Source organism: Embleya sp. NPDC059237 (assembly GCF_042754105.1).
Classification (GTDB): Bacteria; Actinomycetota; Actinomycetes; order Streptomycetales; family Streptomycetaceae; genus Embleya.
Genome location: NZ_JBHZAE010000005.1, coordinates 446,818 through 463,468, shown reverse-complemented (window position 1 = coordinate 463,468; position 16,651 = coordinate 446,818). Strand labels below are relative to the sequence as shown.

At 72.2% G+C, this 16,651-nt stretch carries 11 protein-coding genes; 8 read left to right on the top strand and 3 right to left on the bottom strand.

The annotated features are described in order from the left end of the window. Positions 1–2: 2 nt before the first annotated feature. The 6 genes from ACFXKZ_RS19080 to ACFXKZ_RS19055 all read left to right on the top strand — a co-directional run bounded on the left by ACFXKZ_RS19080 (position 3) and on the right by ACFXKZ_RS19055 (position 11,269). On the top strand, positions 3–4,556 hold the full coding sequence (locus ACFXKZ_RS19080; protein ID WP_380002071.1) for a type I polyketide synthase: 4,554 nt from the start codon (positions 3–5) through the stop codon (positions 4,554–4,556). A gap of 116 nt (positions 4,557–4,672) precedes the next feature. Continuing rightward, positions 4,673–6,310, top strand: a complete 1,638-nt coding sequence (locus ACFXKZ_RS19075) for an ABC transporter substrate-binding protein (protein ID WP_380001861.1) — start codon at positions 4,673–4,675, stop codon at positions 6,308–6,310. Next, entirely contained in the window at positions 6,307–7,242 is a 936-nt protein-coding gene (locus tag ACFXKZ_RS19070) for an ABC transporter permease (RefSeq protein ID WP_380001859.1), read from the top strand. The genes ACFXKZ_RS19075 and ACFXKZ_RS19070 overlap by 4 nt, the downstream gene beginning before the upstream one ends. Continuing rightward, positions 7,239–8,468: an amidohydrolase family protein gene (locus ACFXKZ_RS19065; RefSeq protein WP_380001857.1), complete on the top strand. Its 1,230-nt coding sequence runs from the start codon at positions 7,239–7,241 to the stop codon at positions 8,466–8,468. The genes ACFXKZ_RS19070 and ACFXKZ_RS19065 overlap by 4 nt, the downstream gene beginning before the upstream one ends. 88 nt (positions 8,469–8,556) lie before the next feature. Then, positions 8,557–9,441, top strand: a complete 885-nt coding sequence (locus tag ACFXKZ_RS19060; protein ID WP_380001855.1) for an ABC transporter permease — start codon at positions 8,557–8,559, stop codon at positions 9,439–9,441. Next, a complete protein-coding gene (locus ACFXKZ_RS19055) occupies positions 9,431–11,269 on the top strand; it encodes a dipeptide ABC transporter ATP-binding protein (protein WP_380001853.1) in 1,839 nt (612 codons plus the stop codon). The genes ACFXKZ_RS19060 and ACFXKZ_RS19055 overlap by 11 nt, the downstream gene beginning before the upstream one ends. 172 nt (positions 11,270–11,441) lie before the next feature. Here the strand turns inward: ACFXKZ_RS19055 and ACFXKZ_RS19050 are convergent, their stop codons facing one another. Both ACFXKZ_RS19050 and ACFXKZ_RS19045 read right to left on the bottom strand, forming a co-directional pair. Then, entirely contained in the window at positions 11,442–12,260 is an 819-nt protein-coding gene (locus ACFXKZ_RS19050) for an SAM-dependent methyltransferase (protein ID WP_380001851.1), read from the bottom strand. A gap of 137 nt (positions 12,261–12,397) precedes the next feature. Next, positions 12,398–13,897, bottom strand: coding sequence for an MFS transporter (locus tag ACFXKZ_RS19045; RefSeq protein ID WP_380001849.1), 1,500 nt, complete (start codon positions 13,895–13,897; stop codon positions 12,398–12,400). Positions 13,898–14,154: 257 nt separating this feature from the next. Between ACFXKZ_RS19045 and ACFXKZ_RS19040 the strand changes: the two genes are divergently transcribed. Continuing rightward, positions 14,155–14,760 (top strand): TetR/AcrR family transcriptional regulator, encoded by a 606-nt coding sequence (locus ACFXKZ_RS19040; protein ID WP_380001847.1) that lies wholly within the window; start codon positions 14,155–14,157, stop codon positions 14,758–14,760. 108 nt (positions 14,761–14,868) lie between these two features. On the opposite strand, the gene ACFXKZ_RS19035 is transcribed toward ACFXKZ_RS19040, so the two are convergent. Beyond that, on the bottom strand, positions 14,869–15,912 hold the full coding sequence (locus ACFXKZ_RS19035; RefSeq protein ID WP_380001845.1) for an LLM class flavin-dependent oxidoreductase: 1,044 nt from the start codon (positions 15,910–15,912) through the stop codon (positions 14,869–14,871). A 355-nt stretch (positions 15,913–16,267) separates the two neighbouring features. Between ACFXKZ_RS19035 and ACFXKZ_RS19030 the strand changes: the two genes are divergently transcribed. Further along, on the top strand, positions 16,268–16,576 hold the full coding sequence (locus ACFXKZ_RS19030) for a hypothetical protein (protein ID WP_380001843.1): 309 nt from the start codon (positions 16,268–16,270) through the stop codon (positions 16,574–16,576). Positions 16,577–16,651 lie beyond the last annotated feature (75 nt).

Below are 16,651 nucleotides of genomic sequence, written 5' to 3'. Positions count from 1 at the left end.
TGGTGGCGAACACGCCGGACGAGGCCAGGCTCGTCGAGTATCTCAAGCGGGTGACCGCCAAGTTGAGTCGCGCGCAGCAGCGGCTGCGCGATCTGGAGGCCCGGGCCGAGGAGCCGATCGCGATCGTGGCGATGGGCTGCCGCTACCCGGGAGGCGTGCGCGATCCGGAGGACCTGTGGCGACTGGTCGCCGACGGGCGGGACGCGATCGGGTGGTTCCCCGACAACCGGGGCTGGGACCTGGATGCGCTCTATCACCCGGACCCGGACCATCCCGGTACCGCGTACACCCGGCAGGGCGGGTTCCTGTACGACGCCGACCGCTTCGACGCGGGGTTCTTCGGGATCAGCCCGCGCGAGGCACTGGCCACCGACCCGCAGCAGCGGCAGTTGTTGGAGGTGGCGTGGGAGACGTTCGAGCGCGCGGGGATCGACCCGACGACGTTGCGGGAAACCCCGACCGGGGTGTTCGTCGGGGTGATGTACGACGACTACGCCTCGCGGCTGCACCGGATGCCGGCGGAGTTCGAGGGGCTGGTGGGCAATGGCAGCGCCGGCAGCGTAGCGTCCGGACGCGTGGCCTACTCCCTCGGGCTCCAGGGGCCGGCGGTGACCGTGGACACCGCCTGCTCGTCGTCGCTGGTGAGTCTGCACGTCGCGGCGCAGGCACTGCGGCACGGCGATTGCTCGCTGGCGCTGGCCGGCGGGGTGACCCTGATGGCCACGCCCGCGCTGTTCGTGGAGTTCAGCCGGCAGCGAGGGTTGTCGGCGGACGGCCGGTGCAAGTCGTTCGGGGCGGCGGACGGCACCGGATTCGCCGAGGGCGTCGGGCTCGTGCTGTTGGAGCGCCTCGGTGACGCGCGGCGCAACGGCCATCCGGTACTGGCACTGCTGCGCGGCTCGGCGGTCAATCAGGACGGGGCGAGCAACGGCCTGTCCGCGCCCAACGGTCCGGCGCAGGAGCGGCTGATCCGGCAGGCGTTGGCCAATGCGCGGTTGTCGCCGGCCGAGGTGGACGTGGTGGAGGCGCACGGCACCGGGACGTCGTTGGGCGACCCGGTGGAGGCGCAGGCGATCATCGCCACCTACGGTCGGGATCGCCCCGAGGGGCGGCCGGTGTGGCTGGGCTCGATCAAGTCGAACATCGGACACACCCAGGCGGCGGCCGGGGTGGCGGGCGTGATCAAGATGGTGCAGGCGCTGCGGCACGGTGTGCTGCCGCGCACGTTGCACGTGGACGAGCCCTCGCCGCACATCGACTGGGACGCGGGGGCCGTGTCGCTGTTGGCACGGGAGGTGCCGTGGCCGGCCCTGGAGCGGCCGCGCCGGGCGGCGGTGTCCTCGTTCGGGATCAGCGGGACGAACGCGCACCTGGTGCTCGAACAGGCCCCGCCGGACACCCCGGCCACGCCGTCGGGCGGGGACGGGCCGCGTGCGCACGCCCCGGAGGGGCCGGCGCCGTGGCTGTTGTCGGCCCGGAGCGCGCAGGCGTTGCGGGACCAGGCGCGCCGGCTGCACGCGGCGGTCTCGACCGCGCCGGAGCCGGGGGCCGTGGACGTGGGCAGGGCGCTGGCCACCACCCGGACCGCCTTCGAGCATCGTGCGGCGGTGGTCGCGCCGGACGCCGCGGGCCGGCTGCGGGCGTTGGCCGTGCTGGCCGACGGCGGTGTGGCGCCCGGGCTGCTCGTGGGTCGGGCGGCGCGCGGGTCCACCGCGTTCATGTTCACCGGCCAGGGCAGCCAGCGGGCCGGGATGGGCGCCGAACTGGGCTCGGTGTTCCCGGCCTTTCGCACGGCGCTGGACGAGGTGTGCGCGGAGTTGGACCGGCACCTGGACCGGCCGTTGGCGGGTCTGTTGGCGGCCGAGGCCGGGTCGGCCGACGCGGCGCTGTTGGATCGCACCGGGTACACCCAGGCGGCTTTGTTCGCGGTGGAGATCGCGCTGTTCCGGCTTCTGGAGCACTACGGGGTCGAGCCCGACTACCTGATCGGTCACTCCATCGGCGAGTTGGCCGCCGCACACGCCGCAGGGGTGCTGACGCTGCCCGACGCGTGCGCGCTCGTCGCCGCGCGCGGTCGGTTGATGCAGGCGCTGCCCGGTGATGGGGCGATGGCCTCGTTGCGGGCGGGCGAGCGTGATGTGTCGCCGCTGCTGGCGGGCTACGAGGAGCGGGTGGCGATCGCGGCGGTGAACGGGCCGACGTCGACGGTGATCTCCGGGGACGCGGACGCGGTCGCGGCGGTGGCCGCGCGCTGGCGTCATCTCGGGCACAAGGCGCGCACATTGCGGGTCAGCCACGCCTTCCACTCGCCGCACATGGACGCCATGCTGGCCGACTTCCGCGAGGTGGCCCGCGGGCTCCGCTTCGCCGCGCCGAGGTTGCCGATCGTCTCGAACGAGACGGGAGTGCCGGCCACGGCACGGGAGTTGGCCTCGCCGGAGTACTGGGTCCGCCATGTGCGCGGCACGGTGCGCTTCCACGAGGGGGTGCGCTGGTTGAGTGGGCAGGGCGTCGGTACCTATCTGGAGTTGGGGCCCGACGCGACGCTCACCCCGATGGCTCAGGAGTCCTTGGCCGCGGAGCGCGACGCGGCGGTGGTCGCCCCGTTGTTGCGCCGGGACCGGCCGGAGCCGACGACGGTGGCGGGGGCGCTGGCGCAGGCGCACATCCGCGGTGTCGCGGTGGACTGGCGACGGTGGTTCGCCGACGTCGCGCCGGCGGGGGGCGGGCGCGAGGTTTCGCTGCCCACCTACGCGTTCCAGCGCAGCCGCTACTGGCTGGAGCAGACGGCCGAGCAGACCGCGCCCGAACAGCGCACCGGTGGTGCCGAGGCCCGGTTCTGGGCGGCGGTCGAGGAGGGCGACGTCGCCGTGTCCGCGGCCGAGCTGGGCCTGCGCGGCGCGCAGGAGCGGGCGTTGCGCGAGTTGTTGCCGGCGTTGTCGACGCTGCGCCGCAGCCGGCGGTGGTGGTATCGCTCGGGATGGAAGCCGTTGCCGGGCGAGAGCGAGGAGAGCGGCGAATCACCGTCGTCGGGGCGTTGGTTGGCGGTGGCCGAGGAGGGTGACGCGGGCGCGGTCGCCGACATCGCGGCGCTGTCGTCGGCCGGGCTGCGCCGGGTGTCGCGGGTGCTGCTCGCGCCCGGCGGCGATGTCGCGGACGCGGTGGCGCAGGCGGTGCCGGACGCGGCGGGCATCGACGGGGTGTTGTGGTTCGCGGCCGGGTCGGCCGAGTTGGGCGCCGCCGCAGAGCGCACCCTCGCGCTGTTGGCGGCGTTGCCCGCGGTGGGGGTCGGGGCGCCGGTGTGGGTGGCGACGCGGGGCGCGGTGTCGGTCGGCCCGGCCGATCCGCCGCGGCGGCCGGCCGACGCGGCGTTGTGGGGGCTGCGGGATCGGCTGCGCGGCGGGGGTCTGGTGGACCTGGGCGAGGTGGTGGACGAGCGGGCCGCCGGGCGGCTCGCGGCGCTGCTGGCCGAACCCGGTGCGGAAAACGAGGTCGCGGTGCGCGCCGACGGGGTCTTCGTGCGTCGCTGGTGGCACACGGCGGTCGAGGCGGGCGAGGCGTCGGGCGAGGGGGCGGCGCTGGTCGTCGGTACCGATCCGCTGGCCCTGGCCGCGGCGCGTCGGCTCGTGCGCGACGGCCGCGAGCGGGTGGTGTTGGCCGGTCCCGGCGCCCGGGCCGTGGTCCGGGACCTGCCGGACGGGGTCACGGTCGTGGACTGCGACCTCGACGACGCGGACGCGCTCGCCGCGTTGGTGGCCGCCGGGTCGGCCGACCGTCCGCTCACGCTGCTCGTCTGCGTGGCCGCGAACGTACGCGAGGCGGCCCCGGCCGTGGTGCTCGACGCCTTGACGCGCGATGGCGGGCCCGCCGCCTTCGTACTGATCTCGCCCGGCGCTGCGGCGCTGCCGGCCCCGGCTCCGGCGGCCGACACGGCCGTTCCCGCCCTGTTCGACTCCCTGGCCCGGCAGCGGCGGGCCGCCGGTCTGCCCGCGGTCGCGGCGTGCTGGGGGCCGTGGACGGAGAGCACGCACGAGTTCGGGGCGGGCGACGCGAACCACGCGGTCGTGGCGGATCTGGTCTTCCCGGCCCTGTTCGGCGCCGCGGCCTCGACGGACGGCGACGTGTCGTTGGTGATCGCCGACGTGCCGTGGTCGGCGCTCGCCTCGCCCGGTGCGCTGGTGCGCGATCTGCCGGAGGTCGCTCGCTCCCACGCGGGCCCCGCGCCCGCACTCGCCTCGGTGGTGGATCCGGATGCCGCCGAGCGGCTGCGCGAGCGGTTGGCGGCGCTGTCCGCGGACGAGGAGGAGAAGGTGCTGACGGATCTGATCACCGAGCATGCGGCCGCCATCCTGGGCCACGACTCGCCCGCGGCGGTGGACCCGACGGCAAGCCTGCTCGATCTGGGCATGTCCTCGTTCACCGCGCTGCAACTGCGCAACCAACTCAGCGCCGCCACCGGCCTGGACCTGCCCGCGACCGCGCCCTACGACCACCCTTCCCCGGCCGCGTTCGGACGTTATCTGCGGGCCGAACTCGCCGGCCGTACGGCCGCCTGAACCCGGTAAACCCGGCGTTAAGGATCCTTTAAGCGCACCCCGTGAGAGTCGTCCTCGCCCGCCCCCACCAGAGTCCGGCGGGCCCCGGGCGAGGAGGCACGACCATCGACTCACGGATGCGATCACCTGGATTGACCGGCACGTTGCGGATGATCTGCGCGCTGACGTGTCTGTGTCTTGCCCTCTCCTCCTGCGCCGGCACGCGGGAGGAGAGCGGCGCGGTCGCGGGTGCCGGCAAGACGCTGCGCTACGCGACCGCGACCGAACCCGAATGCCTGGATCCGCAGGTCGGCGGGCGCGACGTGGACGCCCTCATCGATCGCAACATCTTCGACTCCCTCGTCAGCGCGACCGAGGACGGCACCTTCCGTCCCTGGCTGGCCGAGAGTTGGACGATCTCCGAGGACCGGACCACGTACACTTTCCGACTGCGCCCGGGCGTGCGATTCCAGGACGGCACGCCGCTGGACGCGGCGGCCGTCAAGGCCACTCTCGACCACGCGGTGGATCCGAAGGCCAAGTCCTTCTACGCGGCCAGTCTGGTCGGCGCCTACGCCGGTGCCACGATCGTGGATCCGCTGGTGATCGAGGTGCGTCTGTCCCACCCCAGCAGTCCGTTCCTCCAGGCGCTGAGCACCCCCTACCTCGGTATCCAGTCGCCGAAGTCGATGCGCGAGAACGCGGGCAGGTTGTGCCAGAAGCCGGTGGGCTCCGGTCCGTTCGGCTTCGTCGAGTGGCGCAAGAACACCAGTGTCGTGCTGAAGCGGAACCCGGACTACAACTGGGGCCCACCCGATGCCAAGCACACCGGCATGGCGAAACTGAAGGGCATCACCTTCTCGTTCGTGCCGGAGAACTCGGTGCGGCTGGGTTCGCTGATGAGCGGTCAGGTGGACGCGATCGGCGAGGTGCCCACGGTGAACGCGACCACCGTGGCCAAGGCGCTGCGGCTGCTGCGTCATCCGGCACCGGGCGCGGTGTACACCATCTTCCTGAACAGCGGCAGCGGACCGCTGGTCGACGAGCGGGTGCGGATCGCGCTGCAACGCTCCCTGAATCTGGACCAGTTGATCAAGGCCCTGCATTTCGGGCAGTACGACCGGGCCTGGAGCGTGCTCGGCCCGACCACCGTGGCCTACGACCGTACGGTCGAGGGCTCGTGGAAGTACGACCCCAAGCTGGCGAACCGGTTGCTCGACGAGGCCGGGTGGACCGGCCGGGACGCGGCGGGCTACCGCACCAAGGACGGCCGACGGCTCACCCTCGTGTGGCCATATGCCAAGCAACTCTCGCGCGACGGGCGCGAGTTCATCGGCCAGGGCATCGCGGCGGACGCCCGCAGGGTCGGCTTCGACGTGCGCTTCGAGCGGGAGGAGCCGGGCGCGCTGAACACCCAACTGGCGTCCGGCAAGGGACTGGACATGTTCGCAATGAGCTTCGTGCGATCCGAACCGGACATCCTGCGGTACTTCTTCGCCTCGGACCAGACCGTGAACAAGGGTGGCGGCAACCTGTTCCGGGTCGCCGATCCACAGCTGGACCGGTGGTTCCGGGACGCGACCACCGACAACGACACGGCCGCCCGCAGGCAGTCCTTCGAACAGGCCCAGCAATACATCCGCACGCACGCGCTGGCGATACCGGTCTACGTGCCGAAGGCGATGATCGGCACCTCGAAAAAGCTGCACGACGTGGGTTTCGCGCCGGACGCCTACCCGCTGTTCTACGACGCGTGGCTGGGGGCGGGACGATGAGCGCTCGACTGGCCTGGTTGGTACGCCGGATCGTGCTCGGCGTGATGGTGGTCCTGGGCGCGGCCACGGCGGCGTTCGCCGCGATGCACCTGATGCCCGGCGATCCGGTGCAGGCGATGCTCGGCCAGAGCGGGCGCACCCCCGAACTGGTCGCGCGGGTACGCCACGACACCGGCCTGGACCGGCCGCTGTACGAGCAGTACGGGCTGTTCCTGGGCCGATTGGCCCGCGGCGACCTGGGTACGTCGTACCAACTCCAGGAAACGGTGACGGAGTTGATCCGCTCGCAGGTCTGGTCCACGGTGGCCCTGTCGCTCGCGGGCTTCCTCCTGGCGATCGTGATCGCGGTACCGGTGGCGGTGGCCACCGCCGCCCGCCGGCCGGCTTGGCGCCGGCTGACCTCGACGGTGGAACTGGTACTGGCGTCGGTGCCCGGTTTTTGGATCGGGGTGTTGTTGCTGACCGTCTTCTCCTTCCACTGGCAACTCTTCCCGGCGGTCGGCGGCACCGGGGCGCGCGGACTCGTGCTCCCGGCGCTGACCCTGGCGCTGACCCTGGTCGGCGTGTTCACCCAGGTGTTGCGGGAGGAGATGGAACGCGCCCTGCGCGAGCCGTTCGTGCTGAGTTCGCGCGCCCGGGGCGCGGGCGAGACCACGGTGCGGTTGCGCCATGCCCTGCGGCACGCGCTCATCCCGCTGCTCACCCTCTCCGGCTGGACCGTGGGCACGCTGCTCACCGGTGCGGTGACCATCGAGACGGTCTTCAACCGCCCCGGGGTGGGCCGACTCCTGGTGACCGCCGTCGACAGCCGGGACTTCCCGGTGATCAGCGGCGTGGTGGTGCTCTCGGCCGCAGTCTTCGCGGTGATCAGCATCGGCACCGACTGGCTGTACACGATCGTGGACGCGCGGGTACGGGAGGTACGGACGTGAGTGACGAGCGGATCCTGACCGCCGCGCTGGTGTTGACCGGGCCGGCGGACGAGGTGATCGAGGACGGCGCGGTACGCGTGCGCGACGGCGTCTTCGCCGATGTGGGCCCTCGTCGTGAGGTCGTGGAGCGGGCCGCGCCCGACACTCCCGTACTCGACCTGGGCGGCGCGACGCTGCTGCCCGGTCTGATCGACTGCCATGTCCACCTCGCCTTCGACGCGAGCGAGGATCCCGTCGCCGCGTTGCGCGCGGCCGACGACCGCGACCTGCTGCTGGACATGGCGGGCCGGGCCCGGCGGTTGCTCGACGCGGGGGTGACCACGGCGCGCGATCTGGGTGATCGCGGCGGGCTGGCGGCGCGGCTGCGGGACGCGATCGAGGCGGGCACGCTGCCGGGTCCGCGCCTGCTGACCGCGGGGCCGCCGATCACCGTGACCGGCGGACACTGCTGGTTCCTGGGCGGCGCGGCCGACGGCGCGGACCGCATCCGCGAGCGGGTGCGGCGCAACGTGGCCGACGGCGCCGACGTGATCAAGGTGATGAGCACGGGCGGCAGCATGACGGCGGGCGGACCGCCCGCCTGGCAGGCGCAGTTCTCGGTCGAGGAGGTGACACTGGTCGTCACCGAGGCGGCCCGCTTCGGCCGCCGGGTGGCCGCGCACGCGCACGGCACCGCGGGTATCGAGGTGGCGCTGGCCGCGGGGGTACACACCCTCGAACACTGCTCGTTCGTCACGGAACCGGCCCTGGGCGAGGATCACGAACGCCAAGATCGGCTGATCCGGGAGATCGCCGAGCGCGGTGTGGCGGTGTGTCCGACGTTCAGTGCCACGCTCACCGACGTCGAGCGCCGGCTCGGCCCGGACGTCCTGCGCCCGTGGCTGAATCTGGTACACCGCCAGTACGAGGCGGGCGTACGGCTGATCGCGGGCACCGACGCGGGCATCGCCCAGGCTCCGTTCGAGGGGTACGCGCAGGGTCTGGAGTGGTACGTACGGGCCGGACTGCCGCCGAGGGCGGTGCTGGAGATGGCCACCACGAACGCGGCGGAAGCGCTCGGCCTGGCCGAGCGGATCGGCCGGATCGCGATCGGCCTGGACGCGGACGCGGTCGTGGTCGACGACGATCCGCGCAAGGGCTTCGGCACGCTCGCCGACCCCCGGTTGGTCCTGCGCCGGGGCCGGCCGCACGTACCCGCGCCGCGTGCCTCGGCGGAAGCCGCGTGAGCGCGCCCACCCGGGCCCGCCTCGCGCGCGCCCGGCACCTTTGCGGCAAGCCCGGATCCACCGTGGGACTCGAAGGGATGGACCGCCGATGAGCGGCGCAGGCATCGCGGCGATCGAAGCCGCTCCGGTCCCGCCATCCGCCCGGCGGCGCACCGCGGCCGGCCCCGGACCCGGCCTCGTCGTGGCCGGTGTGGTCCTGGCCTTCGTCGCCCTCGCGGCGCTGTGGCCGGACCTGTTGACCACGCGGGCGCCGGACGCCATCGAGCCGGTACAGGCGCTGTCGGGCCCCAGCGCCGAGCACTGGTTCGGCACCGACCAACTGGGCCGCGACATCTACAGCCGCATCGTCGACGGCGCCCGACCGTCCCTGGAGATCGGCATCGGGGCCACCGTCATCGCGGTCGCGGCCGGCTCGATCCTGGGGGTCGTGGCGGCGACCGCGGGCCGGGTGGCCGACGAGTTGATCATGCGGATCACCGATGTCTTCCTGGCCTTTCCCGGCCTGATCCTGGCCATGGTCCTGGTGGCCGTGCTGGGCCCGGGCACCGGCAACGCGATGTTGGCGATCAGTTGTTCGCTCACGCCGGGCTTCGTGCGGCTGGCCCGGGGTCAGGCACTGGTGGTGCGCGAGGCCGACTACGTACGCATGGCGATCGTTTTCGGCCGCAGCCGTTGGAGTGCCTATCGCACCCACCTGCTCCCGAACACGATGCCGCCGCTGCTGGTCCTGGCGACCGTCAACATCGGCACCGCGATCCTCGCGGGCTCCGCGCTCAGCTTCCTGGGCCTGGGACCGAAGGACTCGTCCTCGGAATGGGGATCGATGCTCTCCGAGGGACGCGACTATCTCGGCTCGGCCTGGGCCACGGCGGTCTTTCCCGGGCTGGCGATCAGCGTGACCGTCGTCGCGATCAACGTGGTGGGACGCGGCCTGCGGCAACGATTCGACGGGAGGTCCACCGATGGCGACTGATCGTGGTGAGCCCTTGCTCAGTGTGCGCGACCTGCGCGTGTTCTTTCCGAACGGCCGACGCGGTCGGGTCGACGCGGTCCGCGGTGTCGACTTCGACCTGCGGGCCGGCGAAGTGCTGGCGATCGTCGGGGAGTCCGGCTCGGGCAAGAGCGTGACCGCACGCTCCCTGGTCGGACTCGCCGGTCCCGGCGCGCACGTACGGGCCGACCGGCTGCGCGTGGACGGCGAGGATCTGCGCACCGCCTCGGCACAGCGGTTGCGCCGGATCCGCGGCCTGCGCGTGGGCCTGGTGCTGCAGGACGCGCTGTCCGCGCTGGACCCGGTGCGTACCGTCGGTGCCGAGGTCGGCGAAACCCTGCGGGTGCACAACCTGGTCCGCCGGGCCGAGGCGGTACCGCGCGTGGTGGAGCTGCTGGAGCGCGCCCGCGTCCCGGAACCGGCGCTGCGGGCCCGGCAGTATCCGCACCAGCTCTCCGGCGGCCTGCGCCAACGTGCCCTGATCGCCGCCGCGATGGCCGCCGATCCGCCGATCCTGATCGCCGACGAGCCGACCACGGCCCTGGACGTGGGCGTGCAGGCGCGGATCCTCGACCTGCTCGCCGCCAAGCGCGACGCCGGCACCGGCATCCTGCTCATCAGCCACGACCTGGCCGTGGTGGCCCGACTCGCCGACCGGGTCGCGGTGATGTACGACGGGGTGTTCGTCGAGGAGGGCCCCACGCGCGAACTGCTCACCGACCCGCGCCACCCGTACACGCGGCACCTGCTCGCCGCGATCCCGGCCGGGCAGGACCGGGACATCCGGTTGTCCGCCGGGCAGCACCGCGCCGACGTCGCCGCTCCGGTCGCCCGGGGATGCCACTACGCGCCGCGCTGCCCCCTGGCCGAGGACGCGTGCCGGGTCGAGGAGCCGGTCCCGGTGGCGATCGGCGATACGCACACCGCGCGCTGCCGCCTCCTGGACGCGCCCTGGACACCGGCCGACCGGGTCTCGCGGGCCGAGGGGCGGCCGGCCGGGAAGACGGTCCTGGCCGCCGCGCATCTGTCGAAGTCCTTCCCGGGCCCCGACCGCAGTCGACGGCTCGCGGTGGACGACGTCTCGTTCACCCTGGGCGCGGGCGAGACGCTCGGCATCGTCGGCGAGTCGGGCTCCGGCAAGAGCACCACCGCACAACTGGTACTGGGCCTGCTCGAACCGGACGAGGGGCAGGTCACCCTGCACGGAAGTCCGTGGTCGCATCGGCGCGAGCGCGATCGCCGTCCGCTGCGCCGGCGGATCCAGTTCGTCCCACAGGAGCCGCTCGCCTCCTTCGACCCCCGGTACTCCGTCGCGCGACTGATCGCCGAGGGCCTGGGCGGCACCGCACGCCGGGAGGTGCGCCGGCACCGCGCCCGAATCGCCGAACTGCTCACCCTGGTCGGCCTGGACCCGGCGCTCGCCGACGCCCGACCCCGACGACTGTCCGGCGGGCAGCGCCAACGGGTCGCCATCGCACGGGCGTTGGCCTCGGAGCCGGACGTGATCGTGTGCGACGAACCGGTCTCGGCCCTGGACGTATCGGTCCAGGCCCAGATTCTGGACCTGCTGGGCGATCTCCGGCAGGAGTTGGGGGTGGCCCTGCTGTTCATCTCGCACGATCTGGGGGTGATCCGCCATCTCAGCGACCGGGTGCTGGTGATGCACGACGGGAAGGTGGTCGAGACCGGTACCGCGCGAGAGGTCTTCGACCGGCCGACGCACGAGTACACCCGATCGCTGCTCGCCGCGCTGCCCAGGGTCGGCGACGCGTTCGCCCGGGCCGAGCCGTTGGCGGACTCCGCCACGTGAAACCGGGGCGCGTGACCCGCGCCCGTCGACGGCCGTCGCGGAAGCTTCACCGCGGCGGCCGTTTGGCCGCCGTGTCCGTGGCGGGAGTCGGACGAACGACGAGTGTCCGACCCCACGGCACGGGGAACCGTAGGGGCCGGACACTCGGGAGAGCCGTGCGGGTAGGTGTGAGTTACCGGCGCACGGCGGTCAGGAGGCCACCATTGGACCGCCCCTGCGCCTGGCGGCCGTAGGAGGCGGCCACGTCGGCCCGGTCCAGCAGTCGGGCGTCCCAGCCGTTCTCGCCCAGCCAGGGCATCGTGCCCTCACCGAGACCGCCCTTGGCCATGGCCGCGATCTCGGCCAGTCCGGGCACCGCCTTGGCCTCGGCGAGGAACGCGGACTTGTCCAGGTTGGCGTGCTCGAACGACATCCGGCTGCCGGACGCGGACAGGTCGCCGATCATGCCGAGCAGTCGGGCCGCCTCGTCCGCGGTGAGGTAGCCGAGTACGCCCTCGACCAGCCAGGCCGTCGGCACGGTGGGATCGAACCCGCCCGCGACCAGTCGGGCGGGCCAGTCGTCGTCGCGCAGGTCCGTCATCAACACGTCGCGGGCGCAACGCGGTCGGGCGTCGGCGGCGTCCAACACCTCGTTCTTGAAGTCGAGCAGGTCGCCGAGGTCGATCTCGTACAGGTGGACGCCGGCCGGCCAGTCCAGGCGGTAGGCGCGGGCGTCCAGACCCGCGCCGACCAGAACGACCTGCCGACACCCGGCCTCGGTGGCCGCGAGCAGGTATTCGTCGAAGAAGCGTGTGCGCACGATGACGTTGAAGCTGAGGATCTGCTTCCAGGTGGCTCGGGCCTCGACCTCGGCCGGGTCGCTCTCGTGTTGCTCGGACGCCGCGATGAACAGCGGCGCGAAGGGGTCGTCGAAGAGGCGGTCGGGGCGCCGACTCTCCTCCGCACGCACGTATGTGGCCTCTATCGACGTTCGTGCGATCTTGGAACGCATCCGGACTCCTTCGTCGTGTCGGTGTGACCGGTGTGACGGGTGTATCGGGCGCCGCTGAAACCGCTCTGAAACCGCTCTGAAACGACGCCGGACATCCCGCCCGGACGGGCCCCGGGCAGGGCCCGTCCGGGACTCGATCAGCTCGACGGCTTGGGCTTGGGCGGGCCCTTGATCACGAAGATCGCGATCAGCAGGGCGGCGCCCACGAAGGCGGTACCGGCCAGGAACGCGCTTTGCATGCCCTCGCTGAAGACGTGCTGCGTCCACTCGGAGGGGGAGGCGCCGTGCCGGTCGCCGTCCGCGGCGTTCTTGCTCGCCGTGCCGAACACCGTGACCAGGATGCCGAGTCCGAGTGCGCCGCCGAGTTGCATCATGGTCTGGAGCACGCCGGAGGCGGCGCCCGCGTCCCTGGGCTCGACCCCGGCCATCACCGTGACGTTCATCGGCATGAAGCTCAGCCCCATCCCGATGCCGAACAGCAGCAGCGGTCCGAACACACCGGTCCAGAAGGAACTGTCCTCGGTGAGCCGCGTGAACCAGAAGAAGGCGCCGGTCATCAGCGCCGCGCCGACGATCATCAAGAGCTTGGCGCCGAACCGCTTGAGCAGCTTGGGCACCTGGGTCACGGTGGCGAACATCCCGAGCGTCATGGGCAGGAAGGCGCAGCCGGATTCGGCGGGGCTGAAGCCCAGTACGTCCTGGATGTACTGGCTCAGGAAGAAGAACATGCCGAGCATGCTCGCGGTGAGCAGCAGCACGTTGAGATAGGCACTGGAGCGGTTGCGGTGCGCGAACAGCCGCAGCGGCAGGATCGGCGGGTCGATCTTCGTCTCGATCACCACGAACGCGGCCAGCAACACCCCGGCCAGCACGAAGGACGCGATGGTCGTCGCGTCGCCCCAGCCGTCGTCGGGGACGCGGATGAAGGCGTACACCAGGGCGACCATGCCGACGGTCGAGGTGACCGTGCCGAGGTAGTCGATCCTGCTCTTGCGGTGCTCCGGTTCACGAATGTATCGGGGGGCGAGCAGCGCGACGGCCAGCCCGATCGGCACGTTGATGAACAACACCCAGCGCCACGAGGCCCAGTCGGTGAGCACGCCGCCGAGGATCAGCCCGATCGATCCGCCGGCGCCGGCGGTGGCCGAGTAGACGCTGAGCGCCTTGTGCCGAGGGGCGCCCTCGGCAAAGTTGGTGACGATCAGGGACATGGTGCTGGGCGCGGCCAGCGCGGCGCCCACACCCTGAACGGCCCGGGCGGCGATCAGCAGCTCCGGGTTCTGGGCCAGGCCGCCGACCAGGGATGCAACGGTGAAGACCACCGTGCCCAGGACGAGCATGCGGCGCTTGCCCAGGATGTCGCCGATCCGGCCGCCGAACAGCAGCAGGCCGCCGAACGCCAGGGTGTAGGCGTTGATCACCCAGGCCAGGCCGGTGCGCGAGAAGCCGAGGTCCTGTTGGATCTTCGGCAGTGCGATGTTCACCACCGTGGCATCGACGCTGATCATCAGATAACACACCGCGATGATCGCCAGGATGATTCCGGAGTGCGGCGCCGCGGGCGCCGCCGCCGCACGTTCGGTCTCACCGGACAGCGCACGGCTGTCGGCGACGGTGTCGGTGTGGTCCTCGGGCATTTCTCTCCTACGCGGACTCTCGACGCCTGGGTCCCGATGGTCGTGGGAACTTCACACTCGCACGCGGACGGCGTCACGACGGATTATCCAGGGACTGTCCCCGATTAGCCGTTCCGACAATACAGGGATAGTCCCCGTTTTCTCAAGAGCCGTCCGCATCAGGGCTCTGAGCAGGGCGGGGACTATCATGGGCACCTGCTCGGCGGCCCAGGGCGCGCCGACGCGACGCCCTGATGTCACGCAGTAGGGACGTTCACATGACGGTCACCTCCGGAGACCCCGCAGGACCCACCGGTCCGCGACAACCGCCGACGCGAGCCGACGCCCGCCGCAACTACGAGCGGCTGCTCGTCGCGGCCGGCGAGGCGTTCGCCGAGAACGGCGCGGGCACCTCGCTCGACGACATCGCCAAGCGCGCCGGAGTCGGCAACGCGACCCTCTACCGCCACTTCCCCACCCGCGAGGTGCTCCTCGAAACGGTCTACCGGGACGAGATCCAACAGTTGGGCGACCACGCGTGGGCGGCGCCACCGTCCGGCGACCCGGTCGAGGCGCTGGCCGACTGGTTGCGCCTGGCGGTGTCGCGACTGCGGGTCTACGAGGGCCTGAAGGGGCTGCTGGAGATCGCCCTGCGCGACGAGAGCGCCGAGTTGGCGTCGTGGTGTCGGGCCACCATCCGGTCGGCGGCGGCCCATCTGCTCGCCAGGGCACAGCGGGAGGGGGCCATCCGCGGCGACATCGACGAGTTGGTGCTGCTGCGGTTCGCCAACGCGATCTCGCTGACCGCCGAGATGAGCACGACCGGCACCGACCCGACGGACCAGCTCATCTCGCTGCTCTTCGACGGGCTGCGCACACGCTGAGCGGGCTCGCGCAGGCGACGGGTGCGACGGCGGCGGGCGCGCAGGCGACGGGTGCGGCGCGCGTGCGGGGCCTCGGCGGCGGCTCGCGCGGACACCCACGTCGCTCGCTCAGCGGGCGGTGCGCTCCGCGGCGGGTTCGCCGACCCGGACCGCATCTGCCAACAGACGGAAGGAGTGCATTCGTTCGGGCAGACCGTGGACCAGGCCGAGCGCCATCAACTCGTCCGCGCCGGTCTCCCGGACCAGTTCGCCGACCCGACGACGGATGGTGTCCGGGCCGCCGACGAGGTGATTGTCCAGCCGCTCCTCGATGAACCGTCGCTCCTGGGCGGTGTACGAGCGCCGCGCCGCCTGTTCCGGTGTGGGATGCAGGCCCGGCATGCCCGTGGTGCGGTGCAGCAGGGAGGTCAGCGCCATCGGCCCGGCCAGCCAGCGCGCCCGCTCGTCGCTGTCCGCCGCGATCACCATCGCCGCGAGGATCGCGTACGGCCGCTCCAGCTCCGGCGAGGGGTGGAAGGTGGTCCGGTACACATCCAGCGCCGCCGCCGCGCCGGCCGGGGCGAGGTGGTGCGCGAACGCGAACGGCAGGCCCAGCATGCCGGCCATCCGCGCGCTGTAGCCGCTGGTGCCCAGCAGCCAGGTGGGCATCCGCGCACCCTGCGCGGGCACCGCGAGCACGGCGGCGGAGTCCGGCGAGGCGGCCGGCTCGAAGTAGCTCATCAACTCGACCAGCCGCTGCGGGAAATCGTCCTGCTCCCCCGGCGCGACCACCCGGCGCAGCGCGCGGGCCGTGCCGGGATCGGTGCCCGGCGCCCGGCCGACGCCCAGATCGATCCGCCCCGGGTGCAGCGCCTCCAGGGTGCCGAACTGCTCGGCCACCACCAGCGGCGCGTGGTTGGCGAGCATCACCCCGCCCGCGCCCACCCGCATCCGGGTCGTGGCGTCGGCGATCCGGCCGATCAACACCGGCGGCGAACAACTGGCGATGTTGCGCATCGCGTGGTGTTCGGCCACCCAGAACCGGTAGTAGTCCATCTCCTCGACCCGGCGCGCCAGTTCGATGGTCTCGCGCAGCGCGTCGGTGGCGGTCGAACCCTCGAACACCGGTGAGATGTCCAGCACGGACAGACGAACATCCGGTACGTCGCTCATCGTTGGTTCCCTTCGGCAGGCCCGGCGATCGTGCTCTCGGACCCGCCCCCGGGCACGTCGATCCGCGTGCCGGTGGATCCCTCGACGGCCCGAACATGCGCGGAGGGCAGACCACTTCGGGGGCGGGCGAGTTCACGATACGGGGACTATCCCCGTTTGACAATCCGCGCACTCTCGGGACGAGCGGACCACGGCCGTCGCCGCCGGCACGGCACGGTGCATGCCTTCGGGTCTCCCAGGAAGATGGGATTCCGCCGCGCCGATGGTTGCCGGGAGGATGCCGGTGGGCGTGCCGACGAACTCGGGACGCCGTCGAAGTGGCACTGATCCGACTACCGACAAGGATCGACTCCGCATGGGAATACGCCGATTGGCCATGTCCGCGGCAGCCGTCGCGGCAACCGTACCGCTCCTGCTGGTCGCCACCGGAACACCGGCGAACGCCGCCGCCGGCAACGAGCCGGACCAGGCGCAGACCACGAGCACGTGCCTCTGGTGGTACAACGTCAACGCCACCGTGGGTGGCGTTCCCTTCGCCCTCACCCAACTGAAGCTCTGTCTGAACTCGGTGCATCCGAACGTGCTCCCGCCCACCGGCCCCATCGTCGTGCCCCACACGCCGATCGACGTCGATCCCCCGCTGCTGCCGGTCTTCCCCGGCTGACCGACGCCGCGCCACCGCCCTGCGGGCCCCGGAATTCTCCGCAGGGCGGTTTCGGCGCGTGCGGAGGTGAGGCGG